General features: G+C 69.3%; 15 protein-coding genes. 6 read left to right on the top strand and 9 right to left on the bottom strand.

The genetic code is table 11. The features are described from left to right. Positions 1–8: 8 nt before the first annotated feature. Both ACWDTI_RS14000 and ACWDTI_RS14005 read right to left on the bottom strand, forming a co-directional pair. The gene (locus tag ACWDTI_RS14000) at positions 9–3,371 is read right to left on the bottom strand and encodes a UvrD-helicase domain-containing protein (RefSeq protein WP_449738695.1); all 3,363 of its coding nucleotides are present in this window, start codon (positions 3,369–3,371) and stop codon (positions 9–11) included. After that, positions 3,364–6,840 (bottom strand): ATP-dependent helicase, encoded by a 3,477-nt coding sequence (locus ACWDTI_RS14005; RefSeq protein ID WP_449738696.1) that lies wholly within the window; start codon positions 6,838–6,840, stop codon positions 3,364–3,366. The genes ACWDTI_RS14000 and ACWDTI_RS14005 overlap by 8 nt, the downstream gene beginning before the upstream one ends. 225 nt (positions 6,841–7,065) lie before the next feature. Between ACWDTI_RS14005 and ACWDTI_RS14010 the strand changes: the two genes are divergently transcribed. From ACWDTI_RS14010 to ACWDTI_RS14020, 3 genes are all read left to right on the top strand, one after another. Next, on the top strand, positions 7,066–8,391 hold the full coding sequence (locus ACWDTI_RS14010; protein WP_449738697.1) for an MFS transporter: 1,326 nt from the start codon (positions 7,066–7,068) through the stop codon (positions 8,389–8,391). Positions 8,392–8,456: 65 nt separating this feature from the next. After that, a complete protein-coding gene (locus tag ACWDTI_RS14015) occupies positions 8,457–9,257 on the top strand; it encodes an alpha/beta fold hydrolase (protein WP_449738698.1) in 801 nt (266 codons plus the stop codon). A gap of 4 nt (positions 9,258–9,261) precedes the next feature. Continuing rightward, positions 9,262–9,558 (top strand): MGMT family protein, encoded by a 297-nt coding sequence (locus ACWDTI_RS14020; protein ID WP_449738699.1) that lies wholly within the window; start codon positions 9,262–9,264, stop codon positions 9,556–9,558. Position 9,559: 1 nt separating this feature from the next. Here the strand turns inward: ACWDTI_RS14020 and ACWDTI_RS14025 are convergent, their stop codons facing one another. The 3 genes from ACWDTI_RS14025 to ACWDTI_RS14035 all read right to left on the bottom strand — a co-directional run bounded on the left by ACWDTI_RS14025 (position 9,560) and on the right by ACWDTI_RS14035 (position 12,821). Next, on the bottom strand, positions 9,560–10,414 hold the full coding sequence (locus ACWDTI_RS14025; RefSeq protein WP_449738700.1) for a TIGR02569 family protein: 855 nt from the start codon (positions 10,412–10,414) through the stop codon (positions 9,560–9,562). A gap of 67 nt (positions 10,415–10,481) precedes the next feature. Beyond that, positions 10,482–11,657, bottom strand: a complete 1,176-nt coding sequence (moeZ, locus tag ACWDTI_RS14030) for an adenylyltransferase/sulfurtransferase MoeZ (RefSeq protein WP_449738701.1) — start codon at positions 11,655–11,657, stop codon at positions 10,482–10,484. Between the two features lie 78 nt (positions 11,658–11,735). Next, entirely contained in the window at positions 11,736–12,821 is a 1,086-nt protein-coding gene (locus ACWDTI_RS14035; RefSeq protein ID WP_449738702.1) for a DUF3152 domain-containing protein, read from the bottom strand. A gap of 68 nt (positions 12,822–12,889) precedes the next feature. Between ACWDTI_RS14035 and ACWDTI_RS14040 the strand changes: the two genes are divergently transcribed. Further along, entirely contained in the window at positions 12,890–13,573 is a 684-nt protein-coding gene (locus ACWDTI_RS14040; protein ID WP_449738703.1) for a TetR/AcrR family transcriptional regulator, read from the top strand. 60 nt (positions 13,574–13,633) lie between these two features. Here ACWDTI_RS14040 and ACWDTI_RS14045 read toward each other — a convergent pair whose 3' ends face one another. Together ACWDTI_RS14045 and ACWDTI_RS14050 are read right to left on the bottom strand one after the other, a co-directional pair. Then, positions 13,634–13,867, bottom strand: coding sequence for a DUF3107 domain-containing protein (locus ACWDTI_RS14045; RefSeq protein WP_449738704.1), 234 nt, complete (start codon positions 13,865–13,867; stop codon positions 13,634–13,636). A gap of 114 nt (positions 13,868–13,981) precedes the next feature. Then, a complete protein-coding gene (locus ACWDTI_RS14050) occupies positions 13,982–14,671 on the bottom strand; it encodes a ferritin-like fold-containing protein (protein WP_449738705.1) in 690 nt (229 codons plus the stop codon). Between the two features lie 312 nt (positions 14,672–14,983). On the opposite strand from ACWDTI_RS14050, the gene ACWDTI_RS14055 reads away from it, so the two are divergent. Beyond that, positions 14,984–16,591, top strand: a complete 1,608-nt coding sequence (locus tag ACWDTI_RS14055; protein ID WP_449738706.1) for a DEAD/DEAH box helicase — start codon at positions 14,984–14,986, stop codon at positions 16,589–16,591. A gap of 15 nt (positions 16,592–16,606) precedes the next feature. Continuing rightward, positions 16,607–17,887 carry an Rv3212 family protein gene (locus ACWDTI_RS14060; protein ID WP_449738707.1) on the top strand — a complete coding sequence of 427 codons (1,281 nt, stop codon included), beginning with the start codon at positions 16,607–16,609 and terminating at the stop codon, positions 17,885–17,887. 9 nt (positions 17,888–17,896) lie between these two features. On the opposite strand, the gene ACWDTI_RS14065 is transcribed toward ACWDTI_RS14060, so the two are convergent. Next, the gene (locus ACWDTI_RS14065) at positions 17,897–18,688 is read right to left on the bottom strand and encodes a ParA family protein (protein ID WP_449738708.1); all 792 of its coding nucleotides are present in this window, start codon (positions 18,686–18,688) and stop codon (positions 17,897–17,899) included. Positions 18,689–18,789: 101 nt separating this feature from the next. Further along, positions 18,790–19,269 (bottom strand): hypothetical protein, encoded by a 480-nt coding sequence (locus tag ACWDTI_RS14070; protein ID WP_449738709.1) that lies wholly within the window; start codon positions 19,267–19,269, stop codon positions 18,790–18,792.

Consider the following 19,269-nt stretch of genomic DNA (forward strand, 5'->3'; position numbering starts at 1 on the left):
GCCCTGCGTCACGTGGCGAGCAGCGCGGCCAGAGCCGCGTCGTCGGGCAGGTCGTCGGGCTCGAGCGTGTAGCCCGACCGCACATAGTGGAAGGCGGCGCGCACCTTCTCCACCGGCACCCCGGCCAGCTGCGCCCACGCGATGCGGTAGGCGCCGAGCTGGACGAACAACGATTCACGGCGCGCCGGTTCCGGTACCGACCCGGTCTTCCAGTCGACGACGATCCATCCGCCGTCGGGTTCGGCGAACACCGCGTCGATGCGACCGCGGACGACGGTCGCACCGATCACCGTCTCGAAGGGCACCTCCACCTCGGTGGGGCTGCGGTTGGCCCACCGCGAGGCGAGGAACGCGTCTCGCAGTTGATCGAGATCGATGTCGGGTGCGGCGGTGGCGTCGGCGGCGCCGGGCAGTTCGTCGATGTCGAGGAGGCGGGTGGCCCCGAACCACGCCTCGACCCACGCGTGAAAGGCCGTGCCGCGCCGCGCGATCGGGTTGGGCTGATAGGGCGTCGGACGCCGCAGCCGCTGCGCGAAGGCGGCCTCGTCGGTGTCGAGTTCGACGAGTTGGCTGACCGAGAGGTGGGTCGGCAGTTCGACGTCGACGACCGCCCGGTTGGTCCGCAGGTGCTCGTCGAGCAACGCGTCGACCTCGGCGCGCCAGGCGCGGATCTCCGGGTCGTCGTCGGCGTCGGCGACGGTCGGGGCACCGGGGGTGTCGAACAGAGCGGGGGCGTCGCGTTCGGCGATGGCGTCGTGGACCAGTTGCGCCGCGGCCTCGGTCGGGTGGCGCCGGTCCGAGAGCAGATCGCGAGGCCAGGATCTGCTCACGACCAGCTCGGCGAGCGGGTTGGGGGTGCCGTCATCGGGTGCGGGACTGTCGATGTCGATCGCCATTCCGGTGGCATCGACGGTCGGGTCGGCGATCGCATCCGCGGTGATGGCCCGGATCTCGTCGAAGAAGTCGGAGCCGCCGCGCGGGGCGTCGCCGGTTTCGGACCAGTGGTGTGCCGACACCAGCAACGACTGCTTGGCCCTGGTCAGGGCGACATACAGGAGGCGGCGATCCTCCTCGAGGCGTCGCTCCTTGATCGCCTCCTTGTGGTGGGTGAGCGCGGCCTCGAGCTCCTTGCGGTCGGTGACCGACCGCAGATCCAGCGGTGGAAACCCCTCGGCGTTCGCGTCGTCGGCGAGATCACCGCGCAGCGCGGCGGGCAGTTCCTTGGCGCTGCCGAGCCACGTGGTGTCGGCCCGTCCGCCGGGGAAGATGCCCTTGCACAGATGCGGCACCGCCACCACATCCCATTCGAGGCCCTTGGCGGCGTGCACGGTGAGAATCTGCACCCGTTGTTCGGCGACCTCGATCCGGCCCGGTTCAAGTCCCTTCTCGATGTCCTCGGCGGTCTCCAGAAAGGCCAGCAGCCCAGGCAGATTGGCACCCGGCCGGTCGGCGTAGGCGGTGACATGGTCGGCGAACGCATCGAGATGCTCGCGGCCGGTGATCGCGCCGCGCATCCGGTGGGCCCGGATCTGGGCCTCCACGGCGACGCCGATGGTGTGCTCGACGTCGGCGACCAGCTCGGGCAGCGGCTGACCGATGCGCCGCCGCAACGCCTCCAGCTGGCCGCCGAACGCGCGGATGCGGGCATAGCCCGCTGCGCTGTACCGTTGTGGCTCACCGGGATCCACGATGGCGTCGGCGATGCCCGCCTGGTCGACGACCTCGGTGGGCAGCACCGCGTCGAGCGCGGCGTCGAGTTCCGCCCGGGTGGCCACGATGCCTTGCGACGCGTTGAACTCGACCACGGCGAGTTCGGCGGCGCGGCGCCACAGCGCGGCGAGGTCACCGGCCCCCAATTGCCAACGGGCGCCGGTCAACAACCGCATGGCGGCGGTCCCGGCCATGGGGTCGGCGATCAGCCGGAGCATCGCGACGATGTCCTCGACCTCCGGGACGTGCAGCAGTCCGCCGATGCCGACGACCTCGGCGGGGATACCGCGCTGCTCCAGCTCGGCGGCCAGCGGTGCCGAATCCTCGTTACGGCGCACCAGGATCGCGGTGGTCGGCGGCGGAGTGCCAGCCTCCTCCGCGGCCCGATAGTGCTGTTCGACGTGATCGGCGATCCAGGCACGTTCGTCGACGACGGTCTCGGTCAGCGCGATGTTCACCGTGCCGAGGGGCGCATCGGGCCGGGCGCGCAACACGGACACCGGAATGCCACGCCGGCGGAGTTCCTCGGAGGTCTGGTTCGCCAGGCGCAACGCGTGTTCGGCGTTGCGCCAACTCGTCAGCAGCTCGAGCCGGTCGGCGGGGGTTCCGTCGGAGCGGCGGAAGTCGCTGGTGAACCGGGGCAGGTTCGCCGCCGAAGCGCCGCGCCAGCCGTAGATGGACTGGATGGGATCGCCGACGGCGGTGACGGCGACCGCCCAATCGGCGGCCGACGCGCGTCCCCCAAACAGCGTGGCCAGCAGGATGCGCTGCGAGTGCCCGGTGTCCTGGTACTCGTCGAGCAGCACAGCACGGAACGAATGCCTTTCGGCAGCAACAACTTCCGGATGCTCGACGACGAGTCGTGCGGCCAGCGACATCTGGCTGCCGAAGTCGAGGGCGACCGCGGCCCGCATCGTCTCGGTGAGCGCCTCGACCATCGGGATGAGTTCGCGGCGCTCGTCGATGACGTCACGGATCTTGAGCAGCGCCTGGGTCGGATTGGCGCGCTGTTTCGGCCCGGGTGGCAGCATCTCGATGAGCTGCTGCAACCGGTCACCGGAGTGACGAAGGGCCTCGACGTCGACGAGATGCTCGGCCATCTCGCCGTAGAGCTTCAGCACGGCCTCGGTCACCGACGACGGCACCTTGGTGGTGTGCAGTTCCCCGGTCCAGTTGGCGACCACGGAGAACGCCATCTGCCACAGTTCGGTCTCCGACAGCAGCGTCGAGGAGGGTTCCACCGGCAGCAGGAGGCCGTAGTCGGCGATCAGGCGGCCGGCGTAGGCATGGTAGGTGCTGACCTCGGGATCACCGCCGCTCAGGCGTGCGGCGAGCGTGCCGTCGGGATCCCAGCGCCGCAGCGCGGGTGAACCCGAGAGGGTGGAGAGTCGACGACGAATCCGGGCGCCGAGTTCGCTGGCGGCCTTGCGGGTGAACGTGAGTCCGAGGATCTCGTCGGGCGCGACGAACCCGTTGGCGACCAGCCACACGACGCGGGCGGCCATGGTCTCGGTCTTGCCCGCCCCGGCGCCGGCGACCACCAGGATCGGTTCCATCGGCGCCTCGATGACCGCGACCTGTTCGGGCGTGGGGGTGGGCTGCCCGAGCGCGGCCGACAGCGCGACGGCCGAGATGACCGGACGGTCCGTGGGCTCAGTCATCGATCACCGACTTCCCGCGCAGCTGCACCGGGCAGCTCGTGGTGAGCGGACAGTGACCGCACCCGGGATTGCGGGTGGCGTCGAACCGGGGCCCGATGCTCGCGCGAGCCGCCTTGCGTACCACGCCGATCCATTCGTCGACCAGTTCCGGGCCGAGCGCGTCCTGGGGACGCTCGGTGGCGCCGGTGGTGCGGTTGGCCGCGGCCACGTAGACGAGCCGGCCGCCACCCGGCTCCACCGGACCGAGGTCCTTGGCCCCGCCGAGCGACAACGCCAGCTGATAGGTGGCCAGCTGGGCGTGCTCCTGGGCATCGGACTTGCTGATCGCGGTCTTGGCGGTCTTGACGTCCACCACCACGGGCCGGCCCTGTCCATCGCGCTCGAGCCGGTCGACGCGGCCGCGCAGCCGGATCGGGATGTCGGAGCCGTCGGTCTGGACGGCGTCGGCGGAATCGTGGCCACCGTCGGCGGGATCGTGGTTGCCCTCGGCGGGCTCCTGGTTGCTGCCGGCGGGGAGGGTGGCGTCGATCGTCGCCTCCACACCGATCTCGGACAGTTCGTCGCGCGAGATCCGCAGCCAGTCACGGAAAGTGCTGAGCATGCCCTCCGCACGCTCGAGTTCTCGCACCGAGAACCATGCCGCGCCGGTGTCCACACGATCCCAGATCCCGCGCAGCGCGGCGGTCACCTCGGCCGGATCGATCTGCCCCGCCACAGCCTGCACCAGCGTGTGCACCAGGGTGCCGGTGATCGCCGGGGTGCCGTCGCCATCGCGGCCGCCGTGCCGTTCGAGCACCCAGCGCAGCGAGCATCGGTTCAGCGCCTCGACGTTCGACGGCGACAGCACCACCGGCCCGCGGTCCGGTGTCCACAGCGGGTCGTCCACGCTCGGCCCGGCCAGTCCGTACCAGTCCTTCGGAGCGGCCCCCGGTATGTCCGAATCGGCAAGTCGGGCAAGCAGTTCCGCTGCCGCCCGGGTCCGCGCGTCGGGTTCGGCGCCGGGTTCGATGCCCACGCAGCCGGCCACCACCGCCGACCGCAGGGTGGCGATCAGCGACGGCAGCGACAGCACCCGTTCCACACCTGGGTCGAGGGGCAGCTCCCCGGTCGTGTCGGACTCGTCGGCGTCGCGGACGGGGCCCGCCTGCCAGGATGCGAGGGCGTCGGCGATCTCCCCCACGAACCGCGACGGTGAGGCGTCGCCCCCGCCGTCGTCGACCGCGGTGACCAGCAGCCGACGCCGGGCGCGGGTGCAGGCGACGAGCAGCAGCCGCCGTTCGTCGGCCAGCGCCGACGTGCTGCGGGCAACGGTGTCCAAGGCGTCCGGATCGACCCCGTCGAGGAGGTCGACGAGTTGACCGGTCGCGAGCACGCTGCCGCGACTCCGCAGCGACGGCCACAGACCGTCGAGCACACCGGCCACCGCGACGACCTCCCACTCGCGTCCGGCGGCCGCGTGCGCGGACAGCACGGTCACGGCGTCGTTCGCCGCGGCCGCCATCCGGCTGTCGCGCGGGATCTGCAGCGCCGACACGTAACGGAGGAAGCCCGCCGGACCGGCGGCCGGCAGGGTGTCGGCGAAGTTGGCGGCCGCCTCGAACATCGCCATCACCGCGTCGAGGTCCCGGTCGGCTTGCTCCCCCGACGGTCCGCCGCGGATCGCGCTGGACACCCATCGCCGTTCCAAACCGGTTGCCTGCCAGGCGGACCACAGGGTCTCCTCCACCCCCCGATTCGCCTGTTCGGTGCGGTGGGCGGCGTCGACGACCTCGATCACCCGGGACAGCGGGCGGGCTTCGGTGGTGCTGAGGGCATCGAGGTAACGCCGCGCTTCTGCGGGGTCGAGGATGGCGCGGCGCAGCGCGATCACCGAGTCGGTCGCCTCGCCGCCGCCGGTCTTCTCGTCGAGTCGCCGCACGCCGCGCCGGAGGCGGCGCATGGCACCAGGGTCGGCGCCGCCGATCGGCCCGGACAACACCGCGACGGCGTCGTCGACGCCGAACGCGTCGAGGGCCTCGTCGTCGGTGAGCCCGCGCGCCACCACCGCGCGCAGCACCTGCATGAGGGCGACGACCGCGCGCTGACGGTGCAGCGGCAGATCGCTGGTCGGGGTGGTCACCGGCACACCGGCGGAGCGAAACGCCCGACGCAGCGCGGGCAGCGCGAGCGGCACCGACCGGACGATCACCGCCATCTGCGACCACGGCACACCGCCGAAGAGATGCTCGCGCCGGAGGAGGTCGGCGACCGCGGTGGCCTCTTTGGCCCCGGAACTGAAGACGCGGACCGCCGCGCCGGCCGCGGGCGCACCGGCCTCGGGATCGACGTCCAATGGTGTCGGATACGGATGCGGGCGGGCGCCGGGCAAGCGGGCCGACAGCGCCGCACCCACTGCCGCGATTGCAGGGGTGTATCGAAAAGTATTTTCCAACAACAGATCTCGCTCAGAACCCGCCTCGGCGAGCCCGTCGGCGAACCGCGGGCTGGCGCCGCGGAAGCCGAACACCGATTGATCGGTGTCGGCGGCGATCACCGTCGAATCGGTGCCGGTGCCGATCAACCGGATCAGCCCGGCCGCCTGCGGATCGAGGTGCTGGGCGTCGTCGACGAACAGGTGCCGGATGCGTTTGCGTTGTCCGGCAAGAAGTTCCGGGTCCGTCGCGAAGGCCGAGAGGGCCGAGCCGACGAGCTCGGCGGCGTCGACCGCCGGTGCCGACGCGCCGGGTGCGTCGGCACCGACCGCACCGCGCAGCAGCATGTTCTGTTCGTACTGCGCGTACGCGCGGCCCGCTGCGACCCACTCCGGTCGGCGGTGCTTTCGCCCGAGCGCGGTGAGCTCTTCCGGCCCGACACCGCGTTCGGCGGCCCGCATCATCAGGTCGCGGAGCGCCTGCGCGAAGCCGTCGGTCCCCAATGCCGGTCGCAGGTGCGCGGGCCAGTACCCGGCGCCGTCCTCGATGTCGCCGGCCAGGAGTTCCCGCAGCACCATGTCCTGCTCGGACCCGGTGATGAGGCGGGGCGGCGGGTTGCCGTGTGCCGAGGCCTGCAGTCGGAGGATGGCGAACGCATACGAGTGGACCGTGCGCACCAGCGGTTCGCGCAGCGCCCGGCCCGAATCGCCGCCGCCGGTGGCCGACAGCACCCGACTGCTGATCTCCTCGCGCAGCGACGCGGCCGCCCGCCGCGAAGCGGCGAGCACCAGCACCGATTCCGGATCGACGTCGGCGCGCAGCAGCCGGGCCACCGCCGCGTCGACGACCAGCGCCGTCTTGCCGCTGCCGGGCCCACCATGGACCCGGATCGGCGACCACGGCGCTTCGGGGTCGGCGGTCATCCGCCCGTCGATCACCGCCTGGACCTGCGACGGCCAGGAGCGAGCAGCGCCGTCGGCTCGCCGAGCCGGGATCAGCCGCGCCTCGAGCGCTGTGCCGGTCCCGGAATCGCGTGAAGACTTGGAGCGCCCGGCCATGAACACATCGAATCACGCGGCACCGACAGCAGTCCCGCCACCATTGTGACGGCCAAGGGTATAGACGCCGCCGATATTGGTCATCGGCAAATCCGTCTTCCGGGTACCTCGAGACCACCACACAATGCCTTACATCACATTGTGCCGATTCACCGGCGACCGTCACAGCCCGTGGCGCCGGTGGGTCGATCACACCCGAACCGCCAACATCGAGGAGTCCCTGTCGTGTCGGAGAACCTGCAGTCGGTGACGACGAACACCATCAGCCCACCCATGACCGAAGCTCCGGTGCCACGCCCGGTCGGCAAGCTGTTTCTGACGGCGTTTCTGCTCACCTACGTCGGATTCTGGCTCGCCTATCTGACACCGCCGATCGTGTCGATGTCACTGCGCATCTCCGATGTACTGCCGGAAGGTCAGCGGGCGCAGGCACTATCCCTCGTGCTGGGCGCGGGCGGTCTCGTCGCGCTGCTCACGAACCCGATCGTCGGCGCGCTGAGTGACCGTACAAGCTCCCGATTCGGGATGCGCACGCCATGGATCGTGGGCGGCACCATCGTCTCGTTCGTCGGATTCACCCTGCTCGCCGTCTCGAACTCGATCCCGGGGATTCTCGTCGGCTACCTCATCGGCATCGCGGGCGCATTCTCGGTACTCGCCGGCCTGGTCGCACTCATCCCCGATCAGGTTCCCGCCGCGCAACGCGGCTGGGTCTCGGGACTGGCCGGCATGTGCGTGCCGGTGGGCGCGGTTGTCGGCGCCGGCCTGACGCCGGTTCTGGCACAGCACGGCCCGCTGGCCATGTTCATCGGCCCGTGCGTCCTCATGGTGATCGGCACCGTGTTCCTGCTCACCGTGCTCGACGACCGTCGCCTCACCCCCGAGGCAGCCGCCGTGCAGGCGCCCTTCAGTTTCTCCTGGCTGGTACGCAGCTACTGGATCAGTCCGCGCAGGCATCCCGACTTCGGCTGGACCTGGCTGAGCCGGTTCCTGCTGTTCATGGGAACGGCGATCCTGGTCGGCTACCAGGTGCTCTTCCTGGTGAATCAACTGCACTACACGATGGCCACCGTCGCCGGCGTCGTCGCCATCTCGACCCTCGTGCACTATGCCTTCGTCTTCGTGTTCAGCCCCATCGCCGGCAAACTGTCGGACCGCTACGGACGCCGCAAGACCTTCGTCGCCACCGGCGCCGGTATCTACGCCGTGGGCATGGTGGCCATCGCGCTCGCGCACTCCCTTCCGCTGTTCCTGATCGGCATGGCGATCACCGGTATCGGCGAGGGCATCTACATGGCGGTCGACCTCGCCCTGGTCACCGAGGTCATCCCGGACCGCGGCGACACCGCACGCGCCATGGGACTCTTCAACGTCGCCAACACGGTTCCGCCCGCCCTGTCTCCCGCCATCGCGCCGGCATTTCTCGCCATCCCCGCGTTCGGCATCCTGACCACCAGCGCCGACGGCAACTTCGTCGCGCTGTACCTCGCGTCCGCGGTCTTCGCGGTGCTCGGCGCGCTCGCCATCCGCAAGGTGAAGGGCGCGCGGTAGCACCGGGTCGGACACCTTCTCGCCACGCGCGAGAACGTGTCCGGCCCGTACGGCAGGATGACGACATGCCGCTGCACACCTACGAGTTCGGTCCCGACACCGCGGGCACCCCCATCGTCCTGGCCATCCACGGTCTGACCGGACACGGGCGCCGGTGGGAGGCGCTGGCGCACGAACACCTGCCGGACGTGCGAGTGATCGCCCCGGACCTGATCGGTCACGGCCACTCCGCCTGGACACCGCCGTGGTCATTCACCGCACACCTCGCGGCCCTGGCCGACGTCGTCGACCGCCACATCCACTCCACCGCACGCCCGTTCGTCATCGTCGGCCACTCGTTCGGCGGAGCACTCGCCGTGCGCCTGGCGAATCTGCTGCCCGCCCAGGATGTCGCCGGGTTGATCCTGCTCGATCCGGCCCAGGGTCTCGACCCCTCATGGGCGCTGGAGGTGGCCACCGACTCACTGGCGCACTGGGGCTATGCCGATGCCGACGCCGCACGGGCCGCCAAACGATCCGAAGGCTGGGCCGACATCCCGGACCGGTTGCTGGACAAGGAGATCGATGATCACCTCATCGAGCTGCCGGACGGACGGGTCGGCTGGCGCATATCCGCACCGGCCGCGGCGACGGCGTGGAGCGAGATGGCCGGCGACGTTGTCCTGCCGCCGGAGAACGTCCCGACGGCCGTGGTGGTCGCCGATCGTGTCGACCCGCCCTTCGTCCGTCCGGCGTTTCTGGAAGCCGTTGCCGCACAACGTGCCGACTCGGTCGAGGTCATTCACGCCGACTGCGAGCACATGGTGCCGTTTCTCGAGCCGGAGCTGACCGCACGCCTGATCCGGTCGATGATCGGGAAGGCCTGAGGCGATGGCGGCGGTCTCCGACGACGACGTCGAACAGGTCCGCGCCCTCGTGGCGCGGATTCCGGTGGGCCGGGTGACCACCTACGGCGATCTCGCTGCGGCCGTGGGCTTGTCGAGTCCACGCGTCGTCGGCTGGATCATGCGCACCGATTCCGCCGATCTGCCGTGGCACCGGGTCATCTCGGCGAGCGGCACACCGTCGCCGCATCTGGCCGCACGGCAACTGGAACGCCTTCACTCGGAAGGAGTTCCGATCCGAGACGGAAAGGTCGTGCTCCGGGAGTGCCGCTGGACGCCCTGAACTACAGCATCAACCGCACGAGGTCGACCACCCGCTGCAGCCCCGGCAGCGCACCGGAGGTGGCACGCGGGTGCAGGGCATGCACGGCGAGCCGGAACATGGTGGCACGCAACATCATCTGCGGCCACTCCGGTTGATCCGACCACCGGTCGATGAGTTCGTCGTCGGCGCCACCCCACGCCAGCGAGTCGACCACCACCACCGCCGCGGCCCACGGTGCGGGCCGCCAGTAGGGCACGATATCGGTGATACCGGGAGCGGCCGCACCGGCGAACAGCACCGTGCCGAACAGATCACCGTGCACCACCTGCGACCGCAGTTCGACATTCTTCCGAAGCGTGGCAAGCTGTTTGAGCATCGACACGCTCTCCACCCCGTCCGGCGAGGTGGGTTCACCCATGCCGGCGGCGCGTGCCGAACGCAGCGGAACATCTTCCCAGGCCGCCCGATCGGCGGCGGTGAACACGTCGACGTCGGTGTGCGGCGGGGCCGGGGACTGCAGCAGGAAACGTGGTCGCTCGAGCGTGGCGGTCGCCTCGTGCAGCCGTTCGGAGACCAGGACGACCTCGTCATGCCGGGGTTCCGGCGTGCCGGCGATGTAGGTGTCCGCACGCCACCCCGACACCACGTATCGGCCGTCGGTGGCGCGGAAGGGCCGGGCGATGCGTAGTCCCTCGACGTAGAGCGACTCGCGGACGGTGGCCGACCACGCGGCGCGCGCATGGTCGGGCACCAACGACAGCACCACCTCACCGACCCGCCAGCCGCCGATCCACGAGTCGCCCATCGGGATCGGCGGGTGGGCGGTCAGCCCGAACGTGTTGAGCACATGCTCGGGTGGCTCCACGGTGTTCACGCCTGCAGAGATTACCCAGCAAACCTGCAGGAAGCCGGTAACGACGCGGCCGGTGCGGTGTGGAAAGTCAGTACACCGGCAGCGTCTTGTCCACCTGATTCGCCCAGGCGGTGACCCCGCCCTGCAGATGTGTCGCGTCGGCGAACCCGGCGCGCTTGAGCGCGGCCAGGACCTCGGCCGACCGGACGCCGGTCTTGCAGTAGAGCACCGTCGGACGATCCTGGGGCACCTTGGCCAGTCCCGCGCCCGAGAGGATCTCGTCCTTGGGGATGAGTGTCGCGCCGTCGATGTGCACGATCTCCCACTCGACGGGTTCACGGACGTCGATCAGCGCGATCCGCTCGCCCGCGTCGATCCTCTCCTTGAGTTCGGCAGGGGTCAGCGTGGACCCGGCCGCGGCGTCGGCGGCCTCGGTCGAGACGACGCCGCAGAAGTCGTCGTAGTCGATGAGTTCGGTGACCCGCGTGCCGTCGGGATCCTTGCGGATCTTGATGGTGCGGTAGGTCATGTCCAGTGCGTCGTACACCATCAGCCGCCCGAGCAGCGGCTCACCGATCCCGCAGATCAGCTTGATGGCCTCGGTGCCCATGATCGATCCGATCGACGCGCACAGGATGCCGAGCACGCCGCCCTCGGCACACGACGGCACCATGCCCGGCGGCGGGGCCTGCGGATACAGGTCTCGGTAGTTGAGGCCACGGCCGTCGGGGGCGTCCTCCCAGAACACCGACGCCTGCCCCTCGAACCGGTATATCGAGCCCCACACATAGGGCTTGTGGGCGAGGACGGCCGCATCGTTGACCAGGTATCGCGTGGCGAAGTTGTCGGTGCCGTCGAGAATCAGGTCGTACTGCTTGAACAACTCGATCGCGCCCTCGGGTTCGAGTCGCTGATCGTGGATGTTGACCGTGACATACGGGTTGATCTCGGCGATCGAGTCACGGGCGCTCTCGGCCTTGAGCCGGCCGATGTCGGACTGCCCGTGGATGACCTGCCGCTGCAGATTGGATTCGTCGACGACGTCGAACTCGACGATGCCGATGGTCCCGACTCCGGCGGCGGCCAGATACAGCAGTGTCGGTGAGCCGAGACCGCCCGCGCCGATGACGAGGACCTTGGCGTTCTTCAGCCGTTTCTGTCCGTCCATGCCGACGTCCGGGATGATCAGGTGGCGGCTGTAGCGGGCCACCTCTTCGTTGGACAGTTCCGCGGTCGGCTCGACCAGCGGGGGTAACGACGACACGGGCGCCTCCCATTGGGTGTTGATTGTGCGACTGCTGACCTCAACGCCTCACATGCGCCCGGCCATTCCTTCAGTCACTCACTTGCTCGGGAACGGCCACGGATTCGGCTTGCAGACATACGCCGCGTTGGCCTGCATGTCGGGGTCCAGTGCCATGATCTGGCTGTTGGCCACGCCGAACGACTGCTGCATCATCACCGGCGCGAGCGCCCCGTCGGCCTTGCACGGTTCGTGGTGCTCGTAGCCGATGCCGTGCCCGGTCTCGTGGTTGATCAGGTACTGGCGATACAGCAGGTCATCGCCCTGGTAGGACTGCGCGCCGCGCACCCATCGGGCCTCGTTGAGGGTGACCCGCTCTTCCGGCGGGTAGAAGCACGACGTCTCGAGCTGGATCTGGTAGCCGCACAGTTCACGCGCGGTGTGGGGCGAGGCCAACGTGATCCGCAGATCCGGTTCGCCCGAGTCGATGCGCCGGAACGCGACCTGGCCGCCACCGATCCAGCTGCGCGGGTTCGCGAGGGTGGCGTCGACCATCTTCGCGAATGTCCGGTCACTGCCGAAGTCCGTGGACGCGAGCCCGTTCTCCACCTCGACGGTGTAGGTGTACACCTGCTTGCCGGTACCCACCTGCTTCGTGGTGCCGGGCACCACGTGGTAGACCTCTTTGCCCTCCTGCGTGTAGGGCCCGCCGGCGGGCAGGGTGCCGGCCGGCAACGACGCCGCCTGCACCGCGACCGACGGTGCACCGATCGGCTTGGTCTCCTTGCTGACGTCGGTGTTGCGGGTTTCGGAGTCGGGCTTGACGTCGGCGGCGGGCACGAACGCGGAATCGTTGCCGCCACGGATCGTCATCGCGATGAGGACGATGGTCAGCACGACGAGCACCGGGATCGCATACGCACGCCAGCCGTAGGTGGAGACGAATCGCCCCAGAGCGCTCCGCTTCTTGCGTTCCGGCTGCGCGTCCCGATCGACCCGGGGGCGGCCGTTGTCGTCGGTCGGATCCCAGCGCGCCCGCAGCGGCTGGTCTGGTCGCGGCCGGGTCCGGATGGTCTCCGTCTCCTGGGGGCGCACATTCTCCCCGCCGACCCCGCCGTGCACGGAGTTCGGCCCGTCTCCTGGGTAACTCACACCGACAACCTTCTCACAGCTGTGACCCGACATCCCGAATCCACTCCGGAGCTTCGCGCGTGTGCGTCGGTCGGCACCGTCCCCGCGAGTACGCTCAATCCATGTCGACCGCCACGAACTCCTCGCCGGGCTCCGGGCGCAGCACCCGCCTGCCCCGAAGCGCGCGCCGTATGCAATTGCTCGATGCGGCCAGCGAGATATTCGTCGAGCGCGGCTATCACTCCGCCGGCATGGATGAGATCGCGGTGCACGCCGGTGTGAGTAAACCCGTTCTCTACCAACACTTTCCGTCGAAGCTCGATCTCTACATCGCGGTTGTCGATTCGCATGCCGAGAAGTTGGTGAGCGATGTGAACGCCGCGCTGCTGACCACCACCGACAACCGGCAGCGGGTCCGGGCGGCGGTCTCGGCGTTCTTCGACTTCATCGATCAGGACAACTCGGGCTATCGGCTGATCTTCTCGTCCGACGCCATGGACCCGGCGGTGATCCGCCGTGTCGAGGGCGCGACCGAAGCCTGCGTAGATGCCGTCTACGGCCTCGTCATGCATGATTCGGGCCTCGACCCGTACCGCTCCCGGATGCTGGCGGCCGGCCTGGTGGGTGCGAGCCAGGTGAACGCGCGGTACTGGCTGGAGGCGAAACGGCCGATCGACAAGCAGGTCGCCGTCGACACGACGGTGGCGTTGCTGTGGGGTGGGCTCTCTCATGTGCCGTTGCTCGGCGAGATGGGCGTGACCGATGGTCTGATGCCCGACGTCGAGGCGACCGCCGAAACACCCTGACCACGAGAACACCCCCGCCCGAAAGGCGGGGGTGTCGCAAGAGCGGGCGCGGGTCGCGGGTCAGACCGCGCCGAAGCCGACGCGCCGGTTCTCCGTGCTGCCGACCTCGACGTACGCGATCTTCGTGACCGGGATCAGGTACCGGGCACCCTTGTCGTCGGTCAGCGCCAGCAGCGACTGCTTGCCGTTCAGCGCGGCCTCGACCTCGGCGTAGGCCTTGTCGCTGGTGAGTCCCGTCTGGATGGACAGCTCACGAGGACTGTCGGTGATGCCGATCTTCACTTCAACGGCCATGGCCAGCCTTCTCCCATTCGACGTTCGATGCGTGCGGACCCAGGCTAGTTCAGCGTGGCGCATCGGCGACACCGACTCCGCTCACAGCGGAACTCACCGGGATCGTGCCGATGGTCAGCCGAGACCGAGGTCGCTCATCCGTTTCGCGTGCTCGGCGGCGATGGCGTCGAAGAAGCCGGCGACGCCCTGCAGCGATGCGGCCTCGGCGAAGAGCAGGTCGGTGACCTCTTCCTCGGCGGCGAGCACCCATTGCGCGTGGGTGATGGCCTCGCCGAGCAGGCGCCGGCCCCACAAGGTCAGGGGCGACTTGAGCCGCGGGTCACGGGCGACGGCCTTCGACACCTGTTCGCGGGCGAAGCGTGAGCTCGCGGTGGTCCCCATGACCTGTTCGATCACGGCCTGCGCTTCGGCCGGGAGCACACCGGCCATCTCACGATAGAAGTCGGCGGCCAGCCCGTCCCCGACGTAGGCCTTCACCAGCGCCTCGTACCAGGTCTTCGGCGTGGTGGCACGGTGATATTGGTCAAACACCGACCGGTATCGCTCGACGGATTCGCTGGGTACCAGACCCCGGGCCGACACCTGTTCGGCGAGCAGGTCGAAGTGGCCGATCTCGGAGGCCGCCATGCGTGCGATCGCAATGCGACTTGCCACGTCAGGGGCCATTTTCGACTCGTCGATCAGCCGATAGAAGGCCTCATATTCGCCGGCCAACAGGACCGCGAACAGCTTGGTCACCGCACCTGCGGTGGCATCGGATGTGGGCTCGGACGAGGCTGCGGACTCCGGTGACGCTGATGACATGCAGGGAATGGTAGGCGGGCACGTTACGTACACCAAGTACACTGGACAACGGTGTACTGACGCGAACGTGGCGATTCGGTTTCTCACATTCCGACCGACCGCCTTGCCACGGCGCGAAACACCGGACAATGTGCGCGCACTTTTCGGCGCGGACTGCCGCTCGACGATGATGCGGCGGTCTGCCCCGGCCACCACAGTCGGGAACGGTCCTCATCAGTGATCGTCTCCCTCTTTCACGCGAGCCGACTCGCGAGATCACCGTGGTGCCTTTCGTGCGTGCGGGATACATGCGAGAAAGGCATACCGACACAAATGAGCGATTCCATCGCCACGACAAACGACGACGTGCAGACGACGATCGTCGACGAAACCCACACCTCCCCCACGTTCGCCGAACTCGGCGTCGACGACCGCATCGTCGCGGCACTGGCCGCCGACGGCAAGACCCATACCTTCGCCATCCAGGAACTGACGCTGCCGCTCGCGCTGGCCGGCGACGACCTGATCGGCCAGGCCCGCACCGGTATGGGCAAGACGTTCGGCTTCGGCGTCCCGCTGCTGCACCGGCTCCTGCACACCGAGGCCAACGGCCTGCGCGCCCTGGACAACACCCCCCGCGCGCTGGTCATCGTGCCCACCCGCGAGCTGTGCCTGCAGGTGACCGGCGACCTCGAGGTGGCCGCCAAGGGGCTCGACGTCACCCTCGCGAACGGCGAGACCCGCCCGCTGGCCATCACCTCGATCTACGGCGGGCGGCCCTACGAGTCGCAGATCGCCGAGCTGCGTGCCGGCGTCGACGTCGTCGTCGGCACCCCGGGCCGCCTCCTCGACCTCGCGCAGCAGGGGCACCTGATCCTGGGCAAGGTCGCGATCCTGGTGCTCGACGAGGCCGACGAGATGCTCGACCTGGGCTTCCTGCCCGACATCGAGCGCATCATGTCGGCTTTGCCCACCCCGCGTCAGACCATGCTGTTCTCGGCGACCATGCCGGGACCGATCGTCACGCTGGCCCGCACGTTCCTGACCCAGCCGACGCACATCCGCGCCGAGCACGCCAACGACTCCGCGGTGCACGAGCGCACCACACAATTCGTCTTCCGGGCGCACGCCCTGGACAAGGCCGAACTCGTCGCGCGCATCCTGCAGGCCGACGGCCGCGGTGCCACGATGATCTTCACCCGCACCAAGCGCACCGCGCAGAAGGTGGCCGACGACCTCGCCGAACGCGGCTTCTCGGTGGGCGCCGTGCATGGTGATCTCGGGCAGATCGCCCGTGAGAAGGCGCTGAAGAAGTTCCGGTCCGGCGCCATCGACGTGCTCGTCGCGACCGACGTCGCGGCCCGCGGTATCGACATCGACGACGTCACGCACGTCATCAACTACCAGTGCCCCGAGGACGACAAGACCTACGTGCACCGCATCGGCCGCACCGGGCGCGCCGGGCGCACCGGCACCGCGATCACCCTGGTCGACTGGGATGAGCTGCACCGCTGGGAGCTGATCAATTCCGCACTGAAGCTCGACGTGCCCGACCCGGTCGAGACGTACTCGACCTCCGAGCACCTGCAGTCCGATCTCGGCGTGCCCGCCTCGGCCACCGGACGCATCGCCGCGCCGAAGAAGACGACCGGCGACGGCGAGAAGCGCGAGCGCGGTGCCCGCAGCGACCGTCCGAAGTCGACGCGTCAGCGTCGCCGGACGCGGGCCGGCAAGACCTCGGATGACGCCGGCACCGAGACATCGGCCGACAACGCCGAGACGACGGCCACCACGACGGCCACCGACACTCCGGCCGACGACAGCGGACATCCGGACCAGCCGCGCCGGCGTCGCCGGCGTCGGGGCGGCGCCAATCGCGGGTCGACCGGACAACACGCCGACACCCCGGAACCGGCAGCCGCGGCCACCGCCGCCGAGTAGGAGCTACTCGGCCAGGTGGCACGCATCCGTCCCGAACGGCGCACGCCGGTCGATCTCGCGGTGAGTGCTGCGATCGTGGTGGTCCTGCTGACCGTCGGCGTGCTGGTGTGGGCGCACAGCCCGGTCCGGCACAGCGAGAGCGTGCAGGCGGCCGGACCCGTTCCCGCGGTGACACCGTCGACCACCGTGCCCGACCGGGTCACGCCGCTGTGGCGTGCGCACTCGTCGGCCACCCGGGCACCGGCCATCGCGCGGTCGCTGGTGGTGACCGCCGACGGCGGCACCGTCATCGGACGCGACCCGGCGACCGGCACCCAGGTGTGGCGCTATCAGCGGGACCTGCCGCTGTGCGGGATCATCGCCGCGTGGCCGGCGAGCGCCGACGAGGTGCTGACCGCCTACCGCAACTCCCGCGGCTGCGGAGAGATCACCGCCCTCGACGGCACGACGGGCGCCCGCAAGGGTGCTCGCAGCAGCGACGCCGACGACCGGATCCAGCTCAGCTCGGACTCTGGATATGTTGTGGCCCAAGGCGATACCCGTCTCGAGACCTGGGGATCCAATCTGGTCCGCGGGATCGAGTACGGCCGCGTGGCGACCCCCGTCAAGCCCGAAGTGCAGCCGGATCGGCATGGATGTCGACTGTTCTCGTCGATCATCGGAGGCGATCGGATCGCGGTCATCGAACACTGCACCGACGACCCGGGCTATCGCCTGACGGTGCTCGGCGCCGTGTTGGACAAGGACGAGAAGGTTCAGCAACACGGCTCGACGGTGATCACCGCCGGCACCTCGGGCCCGCCACCGGTGGTGATCGCGATGAACACATCGGCGATCACCGTGTACGACGGCGGCGCCAACCCGCCGGCGCAGGCATCGGGCACACCCGCGGCCGGCGTCCCCGCGTCGATACGACTCTTCACCACCGATGGCACGCCGTCGGCCACCAACCCCACCGACGGCGCCCAAGCCGCGCCGACGGGATCGGTGCCGATCGTGTCCACCGGGGTGACCAGCTATTTCACCGGCCGCGCGACAGTGGTGCTGAACTCGTCGACCGGGCGTCCGATGTATCAGGTGCCCGGCGCGATCGGAGCCGGGGACATCATGGGCGGCTATCTGCTGCTGCCCACCGCGACCGGCATCAGCGTGCTCGACGCGGCGAACGGCCGGGAGATCCGGTCGATCGCGGTGCGGCGCGACGGTCGCGTCGATCAGCCGGTGAACCTCCGGGTCCTCGGCACCACGATCGTCGAACAATGGGGCGACACCGTCGCCGCCTACGGTCCGGCCTGACCGGTTCGGTCAGGCCCCGTCGAAGGTACGGATCGCACTGCCCGCTTCCCAGTGCTTCCACAGGTTCTCGGCGAGGTCGCGATATGCGGTGGCACCCTTGTTCTTTCGGCCCCGCATCACCGAGGTGCCGGACGCCGACGCCTCGGCGAACCGCACGGTGCGCGGGATCGGCGGGTCGAGGACCGGCAGGTCGTACCGATCGGCGACGTCGGAGAGCACGTCGCGACTGTGGGTGGTGCGGGCGTCGAACAGGGTGGCCACCGCACCGAGCATGCCCAGATCGGGGTTGGTGATCTGCTGCACCTCCTTGACAGTCCGCAGGAGCTGCCCGACGCCGCGATGCGCGAGCGTCTCGCACTGCAACGGGACCACCACCTCGTCGGCGGCGGTCAACCCGTTGAGGGTGAGCACGCCCAGCGACGGTGGGCAGTCGATGAGGATGACGTCGTAATCCTGTGCAACCTCGGCGAGCGCCCGTTTGAGCGCGTACTCGCGTCCGGGCCGCATCAGCAGCAGCGCCTCGGCACCCGCCAGGTCGATGGTGGCCGGCAGCAGCGTCACGTTGTCCTCGGTGTCGAGCAGGACGTCGGCGATCTCCTCCTCACCGAGGAGTACGTCGTGCACCGACACCTCGAGCTGGTCGGGATCATGCCCGAGCGAAAACGTAAGGCACCCTTGCGGATCCAGATCAACGACGAGAACGGAGACATCAAGGTCGGCGAGCGCCGCGCCCAGTGACGCGACGGTCGTGGTCTTGGCCACCCCACCCTTTTGATTCGCAACGGCCAGCATGCGGGTCATGGCAAACACTGTACGACCGATCACCCGATTCGTTGGCGTCGAAATGCGTCACAGAGGCAAATGACTCGCGGATTTCACTTGGCCGGACCACACGGCGACCGTCACCGGCGGCGGGTCGGCTGATCGGATTCGGGACCGTACTCACCGGCGAGCCAGCGCACGGAGGCGGGGCTGAAGATGAATACGAGAACGGCCAGCGCGGCCACCGCCAACGGGATGCCGAACCAGGGCTGATGGCTGTCGGTCAGCAATGCGTAGGCCACCGGCAGCAGCAGGATCTGCGCGACCACCGCGATCGCCCGCCCCCAGCGCCGTCCGGTCCACAGGGCGATGCCACCCAGAAGGACACCCAGACCGATGATGCCGAACCACGCCGCGGTCCCGTATCCGCTGATCGCGGCCTCCCGATGCCCGGCCGCCTCGCGGATCCCCAGGATCACCGCGACCGCGACCGCGATGATGCCCTCGACTGCCGTGACGGCACCGGCGATCCGGACCGGGCTCGGTGGCCCGGTCTTGCTGGTCGTCCCCCGCGCCGGTTCGCCGCTGCTCTCGGCGTCGCGGCCTTTCTCGTCACTCAC

This window comes from Gordonia sp. NPDC003424, assembly GCF_053588655.1.

Bases quoted from the DNA above. Each gene is read 5' to 3' on its own strand.
- ACWDTI_RS14040 (WP_449738703.1), top strand. From the start codon at position 12,890: ATGTCGACCGCCACGAACTCCTCGCCGGGCTCCGGGCGCAGCACCCGC.
- ACWDTI_RS14050 (WP_449738705.1), bottom strand. From the start codon at position 14,671: ATGTCATCAGCGTCACCGGAGTCCGCAGCCTCGTCCGAGCCCACATCC.
- ACWDTI_RS14045 (WP_449738704.1), bottom strand. From the start codon at position 13,867: ATGGCCGTTGAAGTGAAGATCGGCATCACCGACAGTCCTCGTGAGCTG.
- ACWDTI_RS14065 (WP_449738708.1), bottom strand. From the start codon at position 18,688: ATGACCCGCATGCTGGCCGTTGCGAATCAAAAGGGTGGGGTGGCCAAG.
- ACWDTI_RS14005 (WP_449738696.1), bottom strand. From the start codon at position 6,840: ATGGCCGGGCGCTCCAAGTCTTCACGCGATTCCGGGACCGGCACAGCG.
- ACWDTI_RS14020 (WP_449738699.1), top strand. From the start codon at position 9,262: ATGGCGGCGGTCTCCGACGACGACGTCGAACAGGTCCGCGCCCTCGTG.
- ACWDTI_RS14055 (WP_449738706.1), top strand. From the start codon at position 14,984: ATGAGCGATTCCATCGCCACGACAAACGACGACGTGCAGACGACGATC.
- ACWDTI_RS14035 (WP_449738702.1), bottom strand. From the start codon at position 12,821: ATGTCGGGTCACAGCTGTGAGAAGGTTGTCGGTGTGAGTTACCCAGGA.
- ACWDTI_RS14015 (WP_449738698.1), top strand. From the start codon at position 8,457: ATGCCGCTGCACACCTACGAGTTCGGTCCCGACACCGCGGGCACCCCC.
- ACWDTI_RS14000 (WP_449738695.1), bottom strand. From the start codon at position 3,371: ATGACTGAGCCCACGGACCGTCCGGTCATCTCGGCCGTCGCGCTGTCG.